Genomic DNA, 19,197 nt, shown 5'->3' with positions numbered 1-19,197 from the left:
ATTTATACACAAAGGAAATATGCTTTAACATTCCTGATTAGGAAACCGATGACTTTTAAAGTAGCATTTTGTATGATTGAAAATCGTTTGTAACTCCTAGGGGAGGAATGCCTTATCGATGGGTTCCCAGAGTTCCAATTTATTCCCTTCCGGATCTAGGATCCATCCGAATTTACCGTATTCATATTCTTCGATTTCACCTACAACAGTAACTCCTTCCGCTTTTAAGGTTTTCAATAATTCCACCAAATTATCGACCCTGAAATTCATCATGAACTGTTTTTTACTGGGTTCAAAATATTTGGTGTCCTCATTCATCGGGCTCCATTGGGTAGAACACTTATTGCCCTTTTCGTCTTTCCACCAAAAGGTACATCCGTATTGATCGGTGTTAAGCCCCAAATGATTTTTATACCATGCTTTAATTTTATCGGGATTTTTGGTCTTAAAGAAAAAACCCCCCAAACCTGTCACTCTTTTGTCCATAATGGTCAAGTTTTTTTTATGTTTTTCTCATATAGGGTTATCCAATCGGCCACACTCATTTTAGTGCAAAGTTCGCCGATGAGGCCATAAGGTATGGTTTCCATCTTTTTGAACCGGACACAACTCTTGCCCATATCCAACTTTGTTTTTACATACTTGGGATATTCGCCAACGAACCAATCATACATTTCCTCACTTGCATAAATACCGGAATGGTACAAGGCAACAAAGTTCTTTTGAGAAGCCAAACTCATAAAAGGTAAAGGAAGTTCAGGAGTGCAATGGTATCCGTCAGGATATATGCTGTGTGGCACTACATAACCCAACATGCCATAGGTCATTTGTTCCTCGAAACCTTCAGGAAGGTTTTCTTTGATTATCTTTCTAAGTTTTTTGATAACTTCTTGTCTCTCAGAAGGAAGCTGTTCTATATATTCTTCAGGGGAATTTGCCTTGTATTGCATAATATCTAGTTTTTACGTTGAAGTATTAAAGCCGAAACTAATGAAATGACCAAACCAATGATCATTACAGTTAAGAACATAATCAAAGCCATAAATCCGCTACCATAATCTGGAATTTCGCCTTTATACCCCTGGGCTCTCATTACCTCGGTATATTCCTCAAAAAAGTCAGGGTTTATGACAGTAGTGTAAATAAAATCTGCAATGGCAATACCGAATGCAGTGAATGCGGATATCAGCAAGCCAATGAGCACGGCTTCCCTAAAAGTTAGTTTTCCATTATTTTCTTTATCCCTAAAATGTTTTATTCCAAAGAACACAAAAACCAATGAGGCAATCATAGTAATATACCCAAAAACTTCTTGGGTTGAAAAATCCATATCTTGCCCAAGATAGAGTCCGCCTAGAAAGAAAACCAAAGCCAATATGAGGCCATAGGTTCCAAACTTGATTATCGTGTTTTTCATGATTACGAGTTTTAAGAATTAGTAACCAAAGCTAACTAGGGGGAAGGTTTTGGAGTTCATACTAAAGTACTAAATTGTTAATAATTTGGTATTTACACCATTTTTTTAGATGATATGCATCTCTTTTGCAATTTGAATTGCTTGTGTTCTTCGTTTAGCGTTTAATTTAACCAAAAGATTAGATACATGTGTTTTGATGGTACTTTCCGATAGGAATAATTTATCACCTATTTCCTTGTTTGATAATCCCTTGGCGATTTCAGTTAATACCTCATATTCCCTGGAACTTAATTCGAGAGCTTCTATCTTTTGAAAGTTTATTTCACTTTCTGGAAAAGGTTCAGAATTAAGACTTTTTTTATTGATATAAATTCCAACAATAAAAAATACCACGGCGACAACGGCTATGATAATTTCTACATCCATATTTCCGGATACCAGCGAATACTTACTTAGCTGAAAAAGGAGTAAAAGGGCAAAAATCAATAAGCCAAAAACGAGGATTGTTTTTTTCACCTGAATGATTTTATTGTTTTATATGGGTCAGGCTTGCCTGTCGGTAGACAGGAGTAATTCGCGATTAGACTTTATAGCTATATAGAAATCTAATATTGCCCATTTCACAAACCTAAAGTTAGCAAAATCTTTTTTTAATCTTATCGACAATGGTTTGGGCAAGCTTTTCTTTGCTTTCCACGGTCCATCCTGCCACATGTGGGGTGAATAGCACGTTAGGGGCTTTAATAAGATACTGGAAGGCTTCGGGAAGGTTTTGGTCATCGAACATATTCTCAAAAGATGATTTTTCATACTCCAGGACATCCAATCCTGCTCCGAATATTTTGCCCGATTTTAAATTCTTGACCAAATCCTTTGTAATCACACATTTGCCCCTAGCGGTATTCATAAACCAAAAAGGTTTTTGAAAGGCATTGATAAACCCATCATTGATCATCCCAAGTGTTTCAGAGGTCTGAGGTACATGCAGACTAAGGATGTCGGTTTTTTGATGCAATTCCATAATACCTACTTGGCGGGCGTTTTCATCACCAACACCACCTATGATATCATAACAGATGGTTTCAACATCAAATCCCTTCAATTTTTTAGCGAAAGCCTTTCCCATATTACCATAACCGATAATTCCCACGGTTTTGCCATCGAGTTCAATGCCACGGTTACCCTCTCGATCCCATTTGCCATTCCTGACTTCATGGTCTGCCTTATTGAGTTTATTAAAGAGTGAAAGTACCATTCCCAAAGTATGCTCTCCAACGGCATTTCTATTGCCTTCTGGTGCTGCGGCCAGGAACACCCCTTTCATTTTGGCATAATCGATATCGATATTTTCCAGACCTGCCCCTACGCGCCCAATAAATTTAAGCTTAGTGGCCTTTTCTAGGAATATACTGTCTATCGTAAACCTACTACGGATAATAATGCCATCATAGGAATGTATTTTCTTTTCAATTTCTTTTTTGGAGGAGGTATAATCTTCATGGTTCTTGAACCCCAATTGTGAAAATTGCTCGATAAGCAAGGGGTGGTTGGTATCTAGGTGAAGTATTTTCATTTTTTCTTCCATATTTTCTGTAGCCATTCCCCGGCATTTTTAAGATCATTACTATATGCACATCCCTGAAAGTGCGAAAGTTGTTCGTTGATTATAAAAGTGATATCACTCCCTTCGCTTTTCGACTTTTCTACCCATTGTTTGGTCTTGCTTACTACGAAGAGTTCATCCTTTGCCCCGTGAATGACATAAAGGGGCAAATCTATTTTCTTGTTTATCGCATAAGAACTTGCCATGGGGATCGCAGCTGAGAACAATTTGGGATAGTTTTCGGCAAAGAACCAACTTCCGTTACCCCCGTTACTGTAGCCCATGATTGCTATTTTCTCTGGATCAACGTTCCAGTACTTTTGCGAATTGGTAACTATTGCCAGTATTTTATCGATATTGTTCCCGGTATTCCAAAGTTGATTTTCGCCTTCTGGTGATACTATTATGGCGTTAACGTCTTGAAGACCTGGGAGTACCAGGCAATCATGGAACTCTTTGTAGGTATCCCCGCCACCTGCCCAATGCAAAGCAATAATAAGGGATTTCTTTTCACTTGGGTTTTCGGGGAATTCAACCCGCATCTTCCATCGTTTTCCGTAATCATTCATTAACGAAATGTTTCGAACACCCGCCTTGTTCGATATTTTCGAAAAAGAAATTTCGGATTTTTTTAGCGCTTTTTGGGCATTCAAATGAAAGGAATAACCCGCTAAGCCAAAAAAAAGTATGATCAGTCCTATCTTACTCATATTTTGGGGTACTGGTTTTTAGTCATTTCATGCTGTACTTTCCCTGTATGTGCAGTGGAGCATTTTTCAAAGAGCAGCACTTGGACTTCTTCCCCGTTTTTAGTCATCGGATTATGTTCCACACCTTTAGGGACCACAATGATTTCACCTTCCTTGACCAAGACGGTCTTATCCCTGAACTGCATGTATAGCGTACCCTTGAGCACTTGAAAAAGTTCGTCCTCATTTTCATGGGAATGCCAAACAAACTCCCCTTTGACCTTGGCCAGGAGTACTTGCATACCGTCTACCACGGCAATCTGATGTGGGTGCCAGTGGGACTTGAATTCGGCATATTTTTCTTTAAGGTTGATGGCCTTCATTCCAATGAGTCTAAATACAATTCAGTTTAAGCGCCACTAAATAGTGGAATACCAATCAAATCCCCAAGACTATTTTGGCAATGGAGAAGTAAATCAAGATACCAAAAATATCGTTACTCGTGGTAATAAAAGGTCCAGTGGCAATGGCTGGGTCAATGCCTCTTTTATCCAAAAATAGCGGTATAAATGTGCCTATGAGTCCGGCCACTACAATCACTACGATCAGGGATATTGAAATCGCCAAAGCCGTTAAAAAATCACCTTTATAGGCCCAAGTGAACAACAGCAGGACTGCTGCTAAAATTACACCGTTCAATGCGGCCAAAAGCATTTCCTTTATCAAACGGTTGCCTACGCCTCCTTTTAAATCGTCATTGGCAAGCCCTTGAACGATTATTGCACTCGATTGTACACCTACATTACCTGCCATGGCGGCAATAAGTGGGGTGAAGAAAAACAGGATCGCATGCTTACTGATCATATCCTCAAAACCACCCATGATTGCAGCTGCCCCAACACCTCCGACAAGGCCTAAAAACAACCAGGGTAGACGAGCCCGGGTAAGATCCCATATGCTGTCATCGGCCTCAACATCCTGGGAGATACCAGCGGCGAGTTGGTAATCTTTCTCGGCTTCTTCACGGATGACATCCACGATGTCGTCAATCGTGATTCGACCTACCAATCGACCCATTTCATCGACTACGGGAATTGCCTCCAGATCATATTTAGACATGATTTTAGCCACTTCCTCCGGCTTCTCGTTTACGTTGACCGAATCTACCTTTGGAATATAAATATCACTGATATGGCTTTTTGTTGAGGTGGTCAATAAATCTTTAAGGGATAATCGCCCTTTTAATTTATCGTCGTCATCCACCACATATATAGAATGGACCCTAGTCACATTTTCGGCCTGGGCGCGCATTTCCTTAACGCATGTAAGTACATTCCAGCTTTCACGTACCTTAACCAATTCCTTGGCCATGAGTCCACCCGCCGAATTCTCATCATAACGTAAAAGTTCAACGATATCCTTGGCGTGTTCCCTATCCTCGATTTCGGAGATTACCTCTTGAATGATTTCTTTCGGAAGTTCCCCAACAATATCTGCCGCATCATCGGTATCCAGTTCATCGAGCTCTTCGGCAATTTCCTTGGCGGAGAGGTTCCTTAGTATTACTTCACGGATATCCTCATCAATTTCGGTGAGCACATCGGAGGTTTTGTCACTATCAAGAAGTTTGATAAGATAAGTGGCATGGTCCTCGTTTAGCTCATTGATGATTTCGGCAACATCGGCATAATGCACCTCTTCCAAGAGCTTTTCCAATTTGGAATTCTCTTGGCCCTCGATCAGTTGTCCGATCTTTTCTAAAAGCTCCTCAGTGAGTTTAAACGGTGTCATTCCCTATTTTCTTTGTCAACCCAATAAAATCGGCTACGGCCAATTGCTCGGGGCGTTGGTCAAAGATAGTATCTTCTTTGAGAATATCGGAAAGGTCAAAGAGTTTTAAACTATTTCTGAGCGTTTTTCTTCGCTGGTTAAAAGCGGTCTTCACTACTCTATGGAATAACTTTTCATCGCAGTCGAGTGTAAAGTTTTCTTTTCTTTTTAGCCGTAGCACGCCGGATTGTACTTTTGGAGGTGGGTCAAAAACTTCCGGTTTTACCGTAAAGAGATATTCAGCACTATAATAAGCTTGCGTGAGTACAGAAAGGATTCCATAGGTTTTGTTGCCTTCCTGGGCACAGATTCGCTCAGCGACCTCTTTCTGGAACATTCCCGAAAATTCAGGAATCCGATGACGGTACTCCAACATCCTAAAAACGATTTGGGTCGAAATGTTATACGGAAAGTTGCCGATAATCGCGAAGGGCTCGGAACCAAAAAGGGTAGTTAGGTCAAATTTAAGAAAATCGGCCTCAATAACTTTAAAGCTATTATTGTTCCCTAGAATTTCAGGATGTTCCAATGAAAAATTCTGGTTTAGGTAAGTGATGGATTCCGAATCCAAGTCCATCGCAACCAAGTCAATTTCATTTTGTAAAAGATATTTTGTCAAAACGCCGGTACCTGGACCTATTTCCAGAACATTGTGATATCCTTCGAAGGTGAGGGTATCCGAAATTTGTTTGGCTACGGCCTCATCTTTTAAAAAATGTTGGCCCAAATATTTTTTCGCCTTAACCGGTCCTTTGTCATTCTGATAATTCCTTTTCTTTCCGAATGATTTAGAGTGCTTTTTCTTCCTTTCCCCCATAATTTTAATGCTCGCTTACCACTTTCAATTCTGTTCGGAACGAAACAAATTTATTGGAAAACAATTTATGGGCTTCCTCTCTTAATGCAGATGCATGGTCGTCATAATACGATTGAAGGGTTTCTTTATCGATTGTGGTGAACTGTACCGCATAAGTGATGCCTCCCAATTCCTCTTCCAACATTACCTTGCAAATTTTGGCAGAAAGAAATTTACCGGTAGCCAATATATCGGGAATATGGACTTCCTTCATCCATGTAAGCCATTCGTCATGCACTGATTCATCTATATTCGTTGTAACGTTATATATGTACATTGGTCCCTCGCTTATCTCCCCAAAGAGGAGGAGTTAAATTCTTGTTTTATACTTTTATCGAAACCCATCTGCGTATTTTTCAATGATTATGGTTTAGGGTAGGTACTAATTGATACTATCACCACGGAGCATTCTAAAATTTTTACGTGCCTGGGGGAAATAGTAACTGTCTTGGTAATTGTAAATGATTTTTTCGTATTGCTCCTTTGCTTTTTGGGGTTCGTTCAGTACATTTCTATACAATTCCCCTAGAGCGAAATAGGCATCATCCGCTAAAATATCATTGGCATAGAATTCCGTTATTTTTTGGTAATTGAATATTGCTGCTTCATAATCCTTTATCAGAGTTAGTAGCTCCCCTTGTTTTAGGAGTGCTTCATCCTCTATCTTTTCTCCTTTATGGTTTTGAAGAATGTCATCAAGGACATCAATCGCATCCTGCGTCTTTTTTTGATAGGCAAGCAGGTCGGCCCTGGCATATTTTTTAAGGGCAGTTTGTGTGGAATCCTCCAAAGAATTGTCTGCGATGAGCAAGCTCAGTTGCATTGCATCATTGGCGATTAATTGTGAAGTAGAGCTGCGAAGCACTTTTAACTGGGTAAGTGCCCAATCAAAATCGCCTTTATAAAAGCTCGTTTGTGCCACTTTGAACCTGGCATTTTGACCAAGTACGTCATTTTTCAGACTTTTTTGTACTTGGGAAAAATAGATAAGTGCTTGATTGAACTTTTTATCGAAAACAAGAATATCGCCCAAAGCCAATTTTACATAGGCTTTTCCACGTGCATTTAAAGGTAGGTCTAAACATCTCTTAAGAATTTCGATGGCGGGTTCGGGCCTGTCCATTTTGAATGTCAAGAAATTGGCATAGGCAATTTGAAGTTGTAATGTTTGGCTTTTATAGCCATGGGTTTCAATCAAGGATTTAAACAGGGCATCTATTTCGGACACTGTTTTTTTATTTTCGTCCAGTAATTGGATGTCGATTAAATTCAATTGGGCGTTAAGCCGAGTTACCTCATCCAAGGATTTCTCGGAAATATATTCGAAAATAGACTTGGCAATTTCATTTTCGTTATCGTTCAATGCTAATTCCCCTAGGTTGACCAGGCGTTGAATAGTCCCACCTTCCATACGTTTGAAAATGGCCTTCTCTTGTCTAAAGGCACTATTGTATTCCTTTTGTTGTACGAACAACCAACTTAAAAGATCGTTCCAAAGCAAATCAGGATCTTGTTGTGCATGTTTTAGGAGTATTTTTTTCAGTTTGATGTTGTTTTCGTTTTCTGGATCGGAGGAAACAAAATCATCGAGGCTTCGAAGTACATTCGATTTTGAGGTTTTACCATTGATAAGGAGATTTAAATAGGAGTTGTACATCTTATCTATATCGCCTTGTTCACCGTAAATACGGGCCATTTGGTAATTATAGTCCAGCTTTGGGTTTAATTCCATTGCCTTTGAGTATGCTTTTAAGGCATAATCCAAAAGTGAATATTTTTGAAACCGAAGGGCTATGCTATAACCGAGGTTAGGATTGTCACCAATACGCATTAATGCTTGTTCGTAGTATTCCGAAGCTTTTTCAGGTGCATTTTGTAGCGCATGGTTATACCCCAATTCAATGAGCAATATGGGGTAGGTATTCCCTTGTTTGATTTTTTCAAGTAAGAATTCTTCGGCATCCTTATAGCGTTCCAACTGCTGGTAACAAGCGATCAACCCTTCGGAATAATCGGTCCGCCTTGGATTTTTATCCACCAACTTTTCATAGAAAACCACGGCTTTGTCAAAATCACCATCATTGAAATACTGTTTGGCCAAAAAATCATCCTGGGCCGAAACTATATGGGAGTAGCATAAAACAAAGAAAATCAAGAATACCCTCAAAAGAACAATTTTTCCAAAGATACGTAGAATGCAATAAGCCGATGTTAAGGTTTACAAAAAACCTATCTAACTTATGATATTAAAACCGCAGTAAGGGACCAATACATCGGGAATCTTTATACCCTTAGGGGTTTGGCAGTTTTCCAAGATGCCGGCCAAAACCCGTGGCAAGGCCAAGGAACTACCATTCAGGGTATGTGCCAATTGGGTCTTCCCGTTTTCGTCCCTGTACCTAAGCTTCAATCGATTGGCCTGAAAGGCTTCAAAATTGGAAACCGAACTGATTTCCAGCCAACGGTCTTGGGCGGTTGAGAAAACTTCAAAATCATAGGTTAGGGCCGCCGTAAAACCCAGATCGCCCCCACAGAGCCGTAAAATTCGGTAGGGCAATTGCAGCTCCCTTAAAATACTTTTTACATGTTCTACCATTCCATCCAAGGCTTTGTATGAATTGGCGGGATGCTCAACCCGTACGATTTCCACCTTATCAAATTGATGTAAACGGTTCAACCCGCGTACATGTGCTCCATAGCTCCCGGCTTCCCTTCTAAAGCAAGGGGTATAGCCCGTATACTGAATGGGAAATTCGTTTTCGTTCAGGATAACATCGCGAAAGATATTGGTCACCGGCACCTCTGCCGTCGGTATCAGGTATAGGTCATCTGCACCTATATGGTACATTTGCCCTTCTTTGTCCGGTAATTGTCCAGTACCATATCCAGAAGCCTCATTTACTAGCAGGGGTACTTGCATTTCAGTATAACCGGCTGCTGTATTTTTATCCAAGAAATAGGCGATTAATGCACGTTGTAACTTGGCACCCTTGCCTTTGTATACGGGAAAACCTGCGCCCGTGATCTTCACACCAAGTTCAAAATCGATGATGTCGTATTTTTTGGCGAGTTCCCAATGGGGTAGGGCATTGGTATCTAATGTAGGAATGTCACCTTCCCTAAAAACCTCTTCATTATCTTCCTCGGAGGTACCCGCTGGGACCAATGCATTGGGGATATTCGGTATTTGATAAAGCAAGTCCTGAAGTTCCCCAGCAACTGCACTGAGTTCGTCTCCCAAGCTTTTGGATTCTTCTTTTAACCCTCCGGTTTTTTCCTTTAATACATTCGCTTCTTGGGCTTTTCCACTTTTGAACAACATACCGATCTCTTTGGATAGTTTATTCGATTCTGCCAAGGTATTGTCTAACCGGGTTTGTAGGGTACGTCGCTTTTCGTCCAATAGCACTACTTTTTCCAATAAGGGAGCAGCATCTAAATTACGCTTTTGCAAGGCGGCGATGATGTTATCCTTTTCTTCTCTTACGACCTGTAACTGTAGCATGGGATTTTTATTAAGCGCCAAATTTAAGGTTAATTGATCAATGTATCAATTAGGGGTTTAACTATTTTGGCCTTTCCTTTTGGCCATAGTTCGAAGGCAAGATCCACTCATGATGTCCAAAATGGTCCCAATCCTCATTGGCAAGATCCACTTTTGGATCAATAAATGGTTTATAGGGTTTCCCGTTGATGCTTACCTTTGAATTCAAGGCATACACAGAAATATTTTCACCTTTGATTTCATGTTGCTTCTTCAGATATTGGGAAAATTGCCAAATAAAATCTGGGTAAGCGGCAATTTTTCTTTGTTGTTTTTCGGTCAAATGGTCTTTCAAACTCACCATATAGGCCCCACCATTATCTTTGTTTAGAACCTTGAACTTTATTTGTCCCTGGCGACTTCGTAACATCATACGCCAACTTAGTCGATGGCCTTCCTCGGTCCAAAGCACATCATCCTTGATCAAATGGTGTCGGAGGGGCAGGAATAGCTGTATCAAAAAATAGAGGGTACAACCCAGCAGCAACCATTTTCTATACGACGGAATGACAATCCTATTATCGCTATAAACCTTTTTATCTTTAAAGAAAATATTACGGATCGATTTTGGGTCAAAAAAGAAAACGGTGAATGCCAAGGCCAGGTACGGGAAAATACCAATTTGAAAAATCAACGAATTAGAAAGGTGAAAGATAATGCTGAATATGAAGGCGATTTTGCGTGATGGTTTCCAAAGTAGGGCAGGTATGATCAATGCATCGAATAGAATGCCTATTATGCCAATGGTCTTATGCGTCCAAAGTTGTTGCAAGATCGGTCCTATGACGGGTATGTCTTTTTTTTGTTGCATTAAGATCTCGATGGTACTGAAATCGAGCCAATCGCCATACAATTTCGCTATTGAAGCAAAAGTATAAACCAAAAACAACTGGGCTATGACAATCCATTTTACATAAGAAAACATAGTATTGGATCGAAGCGATGGATTTTGTCGTGCATCAATCGACAAGCCAGCGTTGGCCGGAAAAAAACACATCAAGAATGAAATGAGGGCCAAAAGATAATAATGGTTGTTGTACGAGGACTTTTGCATTAGATATACCGCAAGCCATAAAATGGTGAAGCTAATGATACTAAATCGGTATTTATAGCCAATGGCTATCAAGATGCCCAAGACACCCATTAGTATAAAATAGTAGTACATACCATTTCCGGGTAAGGGTTGCAGCCATTCAAAACCAATAAAGGTAAACGTGAATTTTGGGATTATCAAGGTTTCCCTGACCCACCCTGTGGCAATGGCCCCGAAACTTTCCAAGGCGATCAAAATCCCGAAGAATACCCTGAAAACAAGTAAAGGGGAGTTGTCAACTTTAGTAAGAAGCAAACGATTTAACATTATTTGTTGAGTATCGAGAGCGATGTCTCCTTATCTTTTTCCAATTGATTTTTCAATGCCGTAATCGATTCGAATTTATGCTCATCGCGAATTCGCGCCAATATATCGACCTGTAATCTTTGGTCGTATAGATCACTCTTAAAATCAAAAAAGTGGATTTCAATACTCTTTGCAGTACCGGAAACAGTAGGGTTATAACCAATATTCATCATACCGAATACCTTTTCGCCTTCTATCTTGGCCTGCACTATATAAACGCCGTTTTTAGGTACTAATTTGTAGGTTTCCTTTATAAATAGGTTCGCCGTGGCAAAACCGATCGTACGCCCCAAACCTTTGCCTTTCTTTACTTCACCTGTCAACATATAAGGGTAGCCCAGATAGGTGTTGGCAATTTCAACATTACCCTCTTGCAAGGCTTTGCGGATCTTGGTGGAACTTACCGATACTTCATCGACTTCTTGCGCCGGAATTTCGACTACTTCGAAATCGAAAACACTACCAAAAGCAATCAGATCATTGATATTGGCATCCCTGTTTCTGCCAAATCGATGGTCATAACCGATGATTATTTTTTTGGCCCGTAACGAATTCACCAAAATATCACGGACGAACCCCGTAGCCGATAAACGGGAAAACGCTTTGGTAAAAGGATGTATAATGAGGAAATCAAGTCCAAGATCCTCCAAAATCATCTTTTTTTCATCAATGGTGTTCAATAATTTGATCTCGGCGTCTTTTTGCAATACCATTCTTGGATGGGGAAAGAAAGTGAGTACGGTCGATTTTAAATTCTGGGACTTGGCATTTTCAATAAGTTTTCCAAGGATTTTTCTATGCCCGATATGAACCCCATCAAAAGTACCTATCGTAATAGCCGTGGGGTGTTCTTTGTCATATTTATCGATGCTTTGGACAGTTATCACGTAGAATAAAAAATAAAAAGACTTATATTTGATTTGATATAAAAAACCCTGAATGGTTTCAAAATTACGTCTAGTTTTTTCAATATCCATATTATTTCTTTCCTTTTACGGATATGCGCAACGTAACTATTGGAAGCAGGAATCTGGACGGATAGACCTTAACGCGTCAATATCAAATCGATTCGAGGTTCAAAAAGGAAGGGTTTATTCCTTTGATGAGGCTACATTCAAGAATGAAATCAGTCAAGGGCAAATAAGCGACAAATCCCCGATTACCGTACGTTTTCCTAATGATAAAGGAGAGTATATCGATTTTAGGGTAATTGAGACCCCCGTTTTTTCACAAAAACTGGCCGACAAATATCCCGATATAAAATCGTATTCCGGATACGGTTTGAAAAACAAAGATGATAAGATCCGTTTTAGTGTTTCCCATAAGGGAATACAGGCGATGATTGTCCATGGCAATAAAAAAGGCAATACGTACTTGCAAAAAACAGACGATGATAGTTATATCATCTATGCCCGTGATGGGGATAACAACATCGACAAAGCTTTTATTTGTGAAACCGAAAGCGTCATTGCCCAAGGAATGACTTCTTTGACCTCCAAACAGGTAGATGATAAGCAGTTACGAAAATTCAGATTGGCCGTTTCCGCCACAGGGGAATACACCACTTTTCATGGCGGTACGATCGCCGATGCCTTAGCGGCTATCAATGCCACGGTAACCCGGGTCAACCAAGTCTTCGAATCGGATCTAGGGGTTACCTTGGAAATCGTTCCCGATAATGATAAGATTGTTTATACGGATGGTGTGTCAGACCCCTACAATACCGATCTGAATTCGGAAGTGCAGGGCGTTATCACGGATAGTATAGGAGCCACAAACTATGATATAGGCCATTTGTTCCATAGGGTTGACAGTAGCGACAAAAATGGAGGAAATGCTGGTTTTATTGGAGCGGTATGCGCAGACAATAAAAAGGGCAGTGCCTATTCTTCCAAGGTAGTTCCGGAAGGTGATACCTATGATTTGGATTATGTGGCCCACGAAATGGGGCATCAATTTGGAGCAAACCACACGTGGTCTTTTGAATCTGAAGGCACCCAAGTTCAGGCGGAACCAGGAAGTGGAACCACCATCATGGGCTATGCGGGTATTACCGGGGTGAATAACGTCGCGATGAATGGCGATGATTATTTTCATTATTATAGTATATTTCAAATATCCGAGTATTTAACCACAGTGGATTGCGCTGAAATTGTAAATCTGACCAATTCCCCACCCGTAATCGTTCCCATCGGGGATTTTGTCATTCCAAAATCCACAGCTTTTGCCCTATCGGGAAATGCATCCGATGCCGATATGGACGATGTTTTAACCTATGCCTGGGAGCAAATAGATGATGGTATAGTCACCCAAGCTACATTTGGTCCTACAAATCCAAGTGGGGCCAACTTTAGGTCGCAAAAGCCTTCAACCGATTCAACCCGCTATTTCCCCAAGTTATCCAGTGTGTTAACGGGCAACTTAACGGAATCGAACCCTACTGTGGATTCTTCTTGGGAGACATTGTCAGATATAGAACGGGAAATGAATTTCGCATTAACGGTTAGGGATAATGCTCTAGGTGGTGGTCAGGTTGTATTCGACTTGATGAAGGTTTCCGTAGTAAGTAATGCAGGCCCTTTTAAAATGGTTTCACAGGCATCAACTCAAACGTATACGGCAGGCACGGTCCAAAATATTATTTGGAATGTTGCAGATACCGATAAGGCCCCAGTAAACGTGCAGGCGGTTGACATACTATTGTCTATCGATGGGGGATTAACCTTTCCTATTTCTTTGGCGGAGAATGTGCCTAATGATGGTAAACATAAGGTGGTGCTGCCCGGGACGCCAACAACGACGGCACGGATTATGATAAAAGCCAGGGATAACATTTTTTTTACTGTAAACGCCGTCAATTTTACCATAGAAGAGGCACAAATCGTTTTGAACTTTACGAATCTCGAATATGAGGTATGTCAACCCAATGATTTGATCACCACCTTTGATTATGAAACGTATTTGGGATTCAATGAGGAGGTAACTTTTAGCGTTCCAAATCCACCCTTAGGGCTGGATATCGCTTTTTCTCCGGTAACAGCAGTCAATGATACGACCGTTACTGTTACTTTTTCAAACACGGGTAGTGTGCCGGAAGCCTTGTATGCCATAGAGATTGAAGCCACTTCAGCCAGTATTACAAAAAATATCGTATTGGATTTAAGGGTGTACGATGATGTGTTTCCCGATGCAATACTCCTTGCTCCGGCAGATGGCGCGGTAGATATTTCGGCAAAGACATTTTTGGAATGGGAGGATACGGCTTCCTACACTTCGTACGAGGTCGAAATTGCGACAGATTCATTGTTTAATGATATTATTGAGGTCAATACCGTTTCCACCAATACCTATTCACCGTTGAATTTAAATTATGAAACGAGCTACTTTTGGAGGGTCAAGCCCATAAATGGCTGTGGTGAGGGTGAACCTTCGCAACCATTTGACTTCACTACGATTGAGTATAACTGTGATAGCAATGATGCGCTTGACCTACCTATTGAGATATCACCGATTGATACGCCAACAATTTCTTCAAAAATCGCTTTTTATGATGACATCCCTTTGGCAGATATCAATGTACATATAGAATTAGATCACACCTATTTGGCCGATTTGGTAGTTAAACTGATTTCACCGGCCGGGACCACAGTGGTATTATTATCAAGTTCGTGTGGGGATTTGCAAAATATTAATGCAACATTCGATGATGACGCCCAGAATTTTATTTGTAATGGGGATCCCGCTATCAGTGGAACAATAAAGCCAATAGGTTCTTTAAGTTCTTTTAATGGAGAATCCCTTTTTGGGGAGTGGACCTTAGAAATCAATGATAATGCAGCTTCGGACGGAGGGTCATTAAAGGCTTTTACGATGGAGGTCTGTATAGAAGGGGCATTTCGACCCGATGAAGATCAAGATGGTGTTTTCGATGATGGCGATGATCTATGTCTTGGAACCCCTATAGGTACCGAGGTAGATATTTCCGGATGTCCCGTATATCGATTTGCAAATGATAATTTTAACGTTTCCTTACAGAGTGAAGCGTGCCGCGATAGTAATGATGGGGCTATCAATATTTCAACGTTGGAAACGCTAAATTATGAAATAACCATAGGAGGTAATGGGGTAAACATCAATGATGATTTTACCAATACCTATACTTTAAGCAATTTAATGGCGGGTACCTACAACATTTGTATTGGTGGGACAGATGGGCAAGTGGATTATGAGGAATATTGTTTTGAAGTGGTCATTACCCAACCAGAGGCCCTGTTCGTAAGCTCCAAAACTTCCTATAATGATGAGATGACGATTGTGAGTCTACAAGGTTCGGATGCATATTTCATTGAATTGAACGGGGAAGTCATTCAGACCACGGCATCTGAAATTTCCCTTGACTTGAATAAAGGCAATAATACCCTTAAGGTATATACCAACCTACCTTGTCAAGGGGTATATGAAGAATCCATATTTTTAGGTGAAGAACCCATTATTTATCCAAATCCGTTCGTTTCTACAGTCACTGTTTATTTTAATACGAATGTAGAAAAAGTAAGGGTAGGGATTTTTACCACCGAGGGTAGATTGGTGCTAAACGAAACATTTGAAGTCTATGGGATGGAATTACCCTTAGATCTGTCCATTTTGTCTTCCGGCTTATATATTATTAAGTTTGAGAGTGAGCATATGAAAGGAACAACTAAAATCATAAAACAATGAGGATCATCTTAGTATTGTTATTTGGTGTTCTTTTGATTGGATGCAGTAAAAAGAGTGACCCCAAACCCCCTGTCGCAGCCACCTTGGTTTTCCCAAATAAAGACTCCGAATGCACCACAGGGCGGGATTTGAGCGAGACGACAAGTGAAATTGAGTTTAAGTGGATGGCCTCAGACCATACGGAGAGTTATGAACTTAGGGTCACTAATTTGAATACCGGTATTACCCAAACGATGAACACCAATGCCATTTCAGCCAAATTGCCCATTGCCAAAGGCGAACCCTTTTCCTGGTTGGTACGGTCAAAAAACACCAAAGTTTCGGATGTGGCCACTAGTAGCACTTGGCATTTCTATAATGCAGGTTACCTTACTACCCATGCTCCTTTTCCGGCCCAGTTGGTCAACCCCCAGAATGGAGCTTCACTTTTTAAGGATATAAACAATGAGGTTACTCTGGAGTGGTCTGCGGCCGACGTTGACAATGATATCATCGGATTTGAGTTGTATTTTTCTACCGAGAATCCGCCTTTGGACTTAATTGCTTTTACGACATCAACTAAAAGGAGTCAAGTGGTAGGCGTCAGCTCTAATACGACCTATTACTGGAGGGTGATTACAAAAGATGCGGAAGGCAATAGTTCCAATTCCGGTGTTTTTACCTTTAAGGCCCTTTAGTTTACGAGTTATTGAACTGGTTCATGGTTATCTTGATTCCGGAAAGAATAAAGGAATATATGAGTTGCGCGGATCTTTCCAATCGTTCTGGCAAGGCTGTTTTTTCCTCTTCGTTCCACTCCCCCAAAACATAATCTATCTGCCTTCCTTTACTAAAGTCGGCCCCTACGCCAAAACGAAATCGGTTATAGGTAATTGTGTTCAGGATTTCCTGAATATCCTTGAGTCCGTTATGGCCCCCATCGCTTCCTTTGGCTTTCAGACGTAAAGTGCCAAATTGTAGGTTGAGGTCATCGGTTACCACCAACACATTTTCAAATGGTATATTCTCCTTCTCCATCCAATACTTTAGGGCTTTTCCGCTTCTGTTCATATAGGTTGAAGGTTTAAGACAAAGCACACTTCGACCTTTTATACGAAAGGTACCCAAATCACCTAGTTTCGCCGTTTCGAAGGTGAATTCTTTTTCCTTTGCCAATTGATCTAGAATCTTGAATCCGATGTTGTGTCTGGTTTCGGCATATTCACTACCGATATTTCCGAGGCCTACAATTAAGTACTTTTTCATAAGATCTTTTTCTTTCAAAAATAGTTTTGTGTTACCAAAAAAGGCCTTTAAGAAGTGTAACATAATAAACGGTGTATTCTATAAAAATACAAAAGCATCCTAAAATTTTCAGGATGCTTTTGTCGTAAGGGTAAATCCCGTTTATTCTTTACTTTCCGCAGCAGCTTCTTCAGCCGGGGCTTCTGCTCCTTCAGCACCTTCTGCTTCTGCGCCTTCAACGCCTTCTTCTCCTTCTGCTTCTTCTTCTTCGACAACAATAGCTGCACGGGCAGTTTTAACCTGTACGACTACTGTGCTCTCAGGATGTAATATCGTAAAATCATCATTTAACAATGATTCAACATTAATATTATCACCGATTTTTAATTTGGAAATGTCCACATTAAAGAAATCGGGGAGGTGATCCGGTAAGGCCTTGATAGTAAGTGTTCTTTTTCTGAACAACAAACGACCACCATTTCTAACCCCAGGTGAGTTTCCTTCCAGGCGAACTGGTATTTCCATGGTCACTTCTTTGTCTTTGAAAAGTTGATAGAAATCTATATGTATGATTCTATCCGTTACAGGATGAAACTGAATGTCTTGCATAACAGCATCAATTTTGTCCCCATTTTCCAAATCAATCACAACAGTGTGCGCGTTTGGAGTGTAAACCAAGTTTTTGAATACTAATTCATCCGCTGAAAAGTGTAATGGTTTCTCCCCTCCGTAGACTACGCAAGGAACCTTTCCAGCATTACGTAGGGCCTTCGTTGCCTTTTTGCCCACGCTTTCTCTTTCTGATCCTTTAATTGTAATTGACTTCATTGTTATATTTAAGATTAATAATATATTCTATTGTTTACATCAAGAATTTTGAACTTATCGATGTATTGTGGTGTACCCTATGCATGACATCGGCAAACAAATCGGCACAACTTAGTACTTTGACCTTTTTGCTCTTGATCTCAATTGGAATTGAATCGGTTATGATCAATTCTTTCAATTGGGATTTTTCTATTTTCTCATAAGCATTGCCCGATAAAAGTCCGTGGGTAGTTATCGCCCTAACACTGATGGCACCTCTTTCCACCATCAAATCGGCTGCTTTGGCCAAAGTACCGGCGGTATCTACCATATCATCTACCAAAACAACGTTCTTCCCTTGTACGTCACCGATAAGTTCCATATGTGAAATAATATTGGCTTTTGCCCTTTGCTTATAGCAGATGACAACATCGCAACTTAAAGCCTTTGAATAGGCATAGGCCCTTTTTGAACCTCCCATATCAGGTGAGGCAATGGTCAAATCAGGAAGGTTTAATTTTTTCAAGTAAGGCAAGAACAGGGTCGAGGCGAATAAATGATCAACGGGTTTTTCAAAAAACCCTTGAATTTGGTCTGCATGCAGGTCCATAGTGATAATTCGTGTTGCTCCTGCCGCTTCCAGCATTTTGGCGATCAATTTAGCTGCGATGGGAACCCTTGGCTTATCTTTTCTGTCTTGTCGTGCCCATCCGAAATAAGGCATTACTGCAGTTATATGGCGAGCTGAGGCACGCTTGGCCGCATCTAGCATTAATAACATTTCCATAAGATTTTCAGAGCTCGGATTGGTTGAACCAATAATAAAAATACGTGCTCCTCGAACCGACTCTTCGAAGGAGGGTTGAAATTCCCCATCACTATATCTTGAAAAATGCACTTTGCCCAATTGGGTACCATAGGATTTTGCGATTTTTTTCGCAAGTTCGGTACTCTGGGTACAGGCAAAAATCTTCGGTTCAGGTACTTGATAAGGCATGTTTAATGTATTGTTTATCAAATTATTAAACTCCATTTGGACAAAGGAGGTGCAAATTTAGAAATTTATTTGGGTTGCTAAAGGATAAATCTTGTTATTTTTAGTTCCTGAA

General features: G+C 40.4%; 19 protein-coding genes. 2 read left to right on the top strand and 17 right to left on the bottom strand.

What is annotated here, in order from left to right:
• Nucleotides 1–96: 96 nt before the first annotated feature.
• The 14 genes from HPE63_RS06315 to HPE63_RS06250 form a co-directional block, all read right to left on the bottom strand.
• On the bottom strand, nucleotides 97–486 hold the full coding sequence (locus HPE63_RS06315; protein ID WP_188313411.1) for a VOC family protein: 390 nt from the start codon (nucleotides 484–486) through the stop codon (nucleotides 97–99).
• Between the two features lie 5 nt (nucleotides 487–491).
• The gene (locus tag HPE63_RS06310) at nucleotides 492–950 is read right to left on the bottom strand and encodes a DUF1801 domain-containing protein (RefSeq protein ID WP_188313410.1); all 459 of its coding nucleotides are present in this window, start codon (nucleotides 948–950) and stop codon (nucleotides 492–494) included.
• A gap of 5 nt (nucleotides 951–955) precedes the next feature.
• The gene (locus HPE63_RS06305; protein ID WP_188313409.1) at nucleotides 956–1,417 is read right to left on the bottom strand and encodes a DUF4199 domain-containing protein; all 462 of its coding nucleotides are present in this window, start codon (nucleotides 1,415–1,417) and stop codon (nucleotides 956–958) included.
• Between the two features lie 105 nt (nucleotides 1,418–1,522).
• Nucleotides 1,523–1,933 (bottom strand): response regulator transcription factor, encoded by a 411-nt coding sequence (locus HPE63_RS18595; protein WP_317172905.1) that lies wholly within the window; start codon nucleotides 1,931–1,933, stop codon nucleotides 1,523–1,525.
• Between the two features lie 118 nt (nucleotides 1,934–2,051).
• Nucleotides 2,052–2,990 carry a 2-hydroxyacid dehydrogenase gene (locus HPE63_RS06295; protein WP_188313750.1) on the bottom strand — a complete coding sequence of 313 codons (939 nt, stop codon included), beginning with the start codon at nucleotides 2,988–2,990 and terminating at the stop codon, nucleotides 2,052–2,054.
• Nucleotides 2,987–3,730, bottom strand: coding sequence for a prolyl oligopeptidase family serine peptidase (locus HPE63_RS06290; protein WP_188313408.1), 744 nt, complete (start codon nucleotides 3,728–3,730; stop codon nucleotides 2,987–2,989). Before HPE63_RS06290 ends, HPE63_RS06295 begins: the two co-directional genes overlap by 4 nt.
• Nucleotides 3,727–4,092 (bottom strand): cupin domain-containing protein, encoded by a 366-nt coding sequence (locus HPE63_RS06285; protein ID WP_188313407.1) that lies wholly within the window; start codon nucleotides 4,090–4,092, stop codon nucleotides 3,727–3,729. The genes HPE63_RS06290 and HPE63_RS06285 overlap by 4 nt, the downstream gene beginning before the upstream one ends.
• Before the next feature lie 55 nt (nucleotides 4,093–4,147).
• A complete protein-coding gene (mgtE, locus tag HPE63_RS06280) occupies nucleotides 4,148–5,500 on the bottom strand; it encodes a magnesium transporter (protein WP_188313406.1) in 1,353 nt (450 codons plus the stop codon).
• A complete protein-coding gene (rsmA, locus tag HPE63_RS06275; protein WP_188313405.1) occupies nucleotides 5,487–6,356 on the bottom strand; it encodes a 16S rRNA (adenine(1518)-N(6)/adenine(1519)-N(6))-dimethyltransferase RsmA in 870 nt (289 codons plus the stop codon). The genes mgtE and rsmA overlap by 14 nt, the downstream gene beginning before the upstream one ends.
• Before the next feature lie 4 nt (nucleotides 6,357–6,360).
• The gene (locus HPE63_RS06270; RefSeq protein ID WP_188313404.1) at nucleotides 6,361–6,672 is read right to left on the bottom strand and encodes a DUF4286 family protein; all 312 of its coding nucleotides are present in this window, start codon (nucleotides 6,670–6,672) and stop codon (nucleotides 6,361–6,363) included.
• 105 nt (nucleotides 6,673–6,777) lie between these two features.
• Nucleotides 6,778–8,562 (bottom strand): tetratricopeptide repeat protein, encoded by a 1,785-nt coding sequence (locus HPE63_RS06265; RefSeq protein ID WP_188313403.1) that lies wholly within the window; start codon nucleotides 8,560–8,562, stop codon nucleotides 6,778–6,780.
• A gap of 66 nt (nucleotides 8,563–8,628) precedes the next feature.
• The gene (serS, locus tag HPE63_RS06260; RefSeq protein ID WP_188313402.1) at nucleotides 8,629–9,900 is read right to left on the bottom strand and encodes a serine--tRNA ligase; all 1,272 of its coding nucleotides are present in this window, start codon (nucleotides 9,898–9,900) and stop codon (nucleotides 8,629–8,631) included.
• Nucleotides 9,901–9,961: 61 nt separating this feature from the next.
• Nucleotides 9,962–11,299 (bottom strand): HTTM domain-containing protein, encoded by a 1,338-nt coding sequence (locus HPE63_RS06255; RefSeq protein WP_188313401.1) that lies wholly within the window; start codon nucleotides 11,297–11,299, stop codon nucleotides 9,962–9,964.
• Nucleotides 11,299–12,225 carry a bifunctional riboflavin kinase/FAD synthetase gene (locus HPE63_RS06250; RefSeq protein WP_188313749.1) on the bottom strand — a complete coding sequence of 309 codons (927 nt, stop codon included), beginning with the start codon at nucleotides 12,223–12,225 and terminating at the stop codon, nucleotides 11,299–11,301. Before HPE63_RS06250 ends, HPE63_RS06255 begins: the two co-directional genes overlap by 1 nt.
• A 52-nt stretch (nucleotides 12,226–12,277) precedes the next feature.
• Here HPE63_RS06250 and HPE63_RS06245 point away from each other — a divergent pair, with 52 nt between their 5' ends.
• Nucleotides 12,278–16,057, top strand: coding sequence for a zinc-dependent metalloprotease (locus HPE63_RS06245; RefSeq protein WP_188313400.1), 3,780 nt, complete (start codon nucleotides 12,278–12,280; stop codon nucleotides 16,055–16,057).
• Nucleotides 16,054–16,734, top strand: coding sequence for a fibronectin type III domain-containing protein (locus HPE63_RS06240; RefSeq protein WP_188313399.1), 681 nt, complete (start codon nucleotides 16,054–16,056; stop codon nucleotides 16,732–16,734). The genes HPE63_RS06245 and HPE63_RS06240 overlap by 4 nt, the downstream gene beginning before the upstream one ends.
• A gap of 1 nt (nucleotide 16,735) precedes the next feature.
• On the opposite strand, the gene pth is transcribed toward HPE63_RS06240, so the two are convergent.
• The 3 genes from pth to HPE63_RS06225 form a co-directional block, all read right to left on the bottom strand.
• Nucleotides 16,736–17,365: an aminoacyl-tRNA hydrolase gene (gene pth, locus HPE63_RS06235; RefSeq protein ID WP_188313398.1), complete on the bottom strand. Its 630-nt coding sequence runs from the start codon at nucleotides 17,363–17,365 to the stop codon at nucleotides 16,736–16,738.
• Between the two features lie 78 nt (nucleotides 17,366–17,443).
• Nucleotides 17,444–18,109, bottom strand: coding sequence for a 50S ribosomal protein L25/general stress protein Ctc (locus tag HPE63_RS06230; protein ID WP_188313397.1), 666 nt, complete (start codon nucleotides 18,107–18,109; stop codon nucleotides 17,444–17,446).
• A gap of 34 nt (nucleotides 18,110–18,143) precedes the next feature.
• Nucleotides 18,144–19,085, bottom strand: a complete 942-nt coding sequence (locus tag HPE63_RS06225; protein WP_188313396.1) for a ribose-phosphate pyrophosphokinase — start codon at nucleotides 19,083–19,085, stop codon at nucleotides 18,144–18,146.
• Nucleotides 19,086–19,197: the final 112 nt, after the last annotated feature.

The organism is Maribacter arenosus (assembly GCF_014610845.1).
In the GTDB taxonomy this organism is placed as follows: domain Bacteria; phylum Bacteroidota; class Bacteroidia; order Flavobacteriales; family Flavobacteriaceae; genus Maribacter_A; species Maribacter_A arenosus.
The sequence above is the reverse complement of the archived record's forward strand: the minus strand, read 5'-3'. Positions and strand labels throughout refer to the sequence as shown.

What these genes read in the sequence shown, in the direction of transcription:
- HPE63_RS06315 (WP_188313411.1), bottom strand. Translation starts at nt 486, where the DNA reads ATGGACAAAAGAGTGACAGGTTTGGGGGGTTTTTTCTTTAAGACCAAA.
- HPE63_RS06245 (WP_188313400.1), top strand. Translation starts at nt 12,278, where the DNA reads ATGGTTTCAAAATTACGTCTAGTTTTTTCAATATCCATATTATTTCTT.
- HPE63_RS06305 (WP_188313409.1), bottom strand. Translation starts at nt 1,417, where the DNA reads ATGAAAAACACGATAATCAAGTTTGGAACCTATGGCCTCATATTGGCT.
- rsmA (WP_188313405.1), bottom strand. Translation starts at nt 6,356, where the DNA reads ATGGGGGAAAGGAAGAAAAAGCACTCTAAATCATTCGGAAAGAAAAGG.
- HPE63_RS06230 (WP_188313397.1), bottom strand. Translation starts at nt 18,109, where the DNA reads ATGAAGTCAATTACAATTAAAGGATCAGAAAGAGAAAGCGTGGGCAAA.
- HPE63_RS06225 (WP_188313396.1), bottom strand. Translation starts at nt 19,085, where the DNA reads ATGCCTTATCAAGTACCTGAACCGAAGATTTTTGCCTGTACCCAGAGT.
- HPE63_RS06290 (WP_188313408.1), bottom strand. Translation starts at nt 3,730, where the DNA reads ATGAGTAAGATAGGACTGATCATACTTTTTTTTGGCTTAGCGGGTTAT.
- HPE63_RS06285 (WP_188313407.1), bottom strand. Translation starts at nt 4,092, where the DNA reads ATGAAGGCCATCAACCTTAAAGAAAAATATGCCGAATTCAAGTCCCAC.
- serS (WP_188313402.1), bottom strand. Translation starts at nt 9,900, where the DNA reads ATGCTACAGTTACAGGTCGTAAGAGAAGAAAAGGATAACATCATCGCC.
- HPE63_RS06255 (WP_188313401.1), bottom strand. Translation starts at nt 11,299, where the DNA reads ATGTTAAATCGTTTGCTTCTTACTAAAGTTGACAACTCCCCTTTACTT.
- HPE63_RS06295 (WP_188313750.1), bottom strand. Translation starts at nt 2,990, where the DNA reads ATGAAAATACTTCACCTAGATACCAACCACCCCTTGCTTATCGAGCAA.
- HPE63_RS06270 (WP_188313404.1), bottom strand. Translation starts at nt 6,672, where the DNA reads ATGTACATATATAACGTTACAACGAATATAGATGAATCAGTGCATGAC.
- mgtE (WP_188313406.1), bottom strand. Translation starts at nt 5,500, where the DNA reads ATGACACCGTTTAAACTCACTGAGGAGCTTTTAGAAAAGATCGGACAA.
- pth (WP_188313398.1), bottom strand. Translation starts at nt 17,365, where the DNA reads ATGTTACACTTCTTAAAGGCCTTTTTTGGTAACACAAAACTATTTTTG.
- HPE63_RS06310 (WP_188313410.1), bottom strand. Translation starts at nt 950, where the DNA reads ATGCAATACAAGGCAAATTCCCCTGAAGAATATATAGAACAGCTTCCT.
- HPE63_RS06240 (WP_188313399.1), top strand. Translation starts at nt 16,054, where the DNA reads ATGAGGATCATCTTAGTATTGTTATTTGGTGTTCTTTTGATTGGATGC.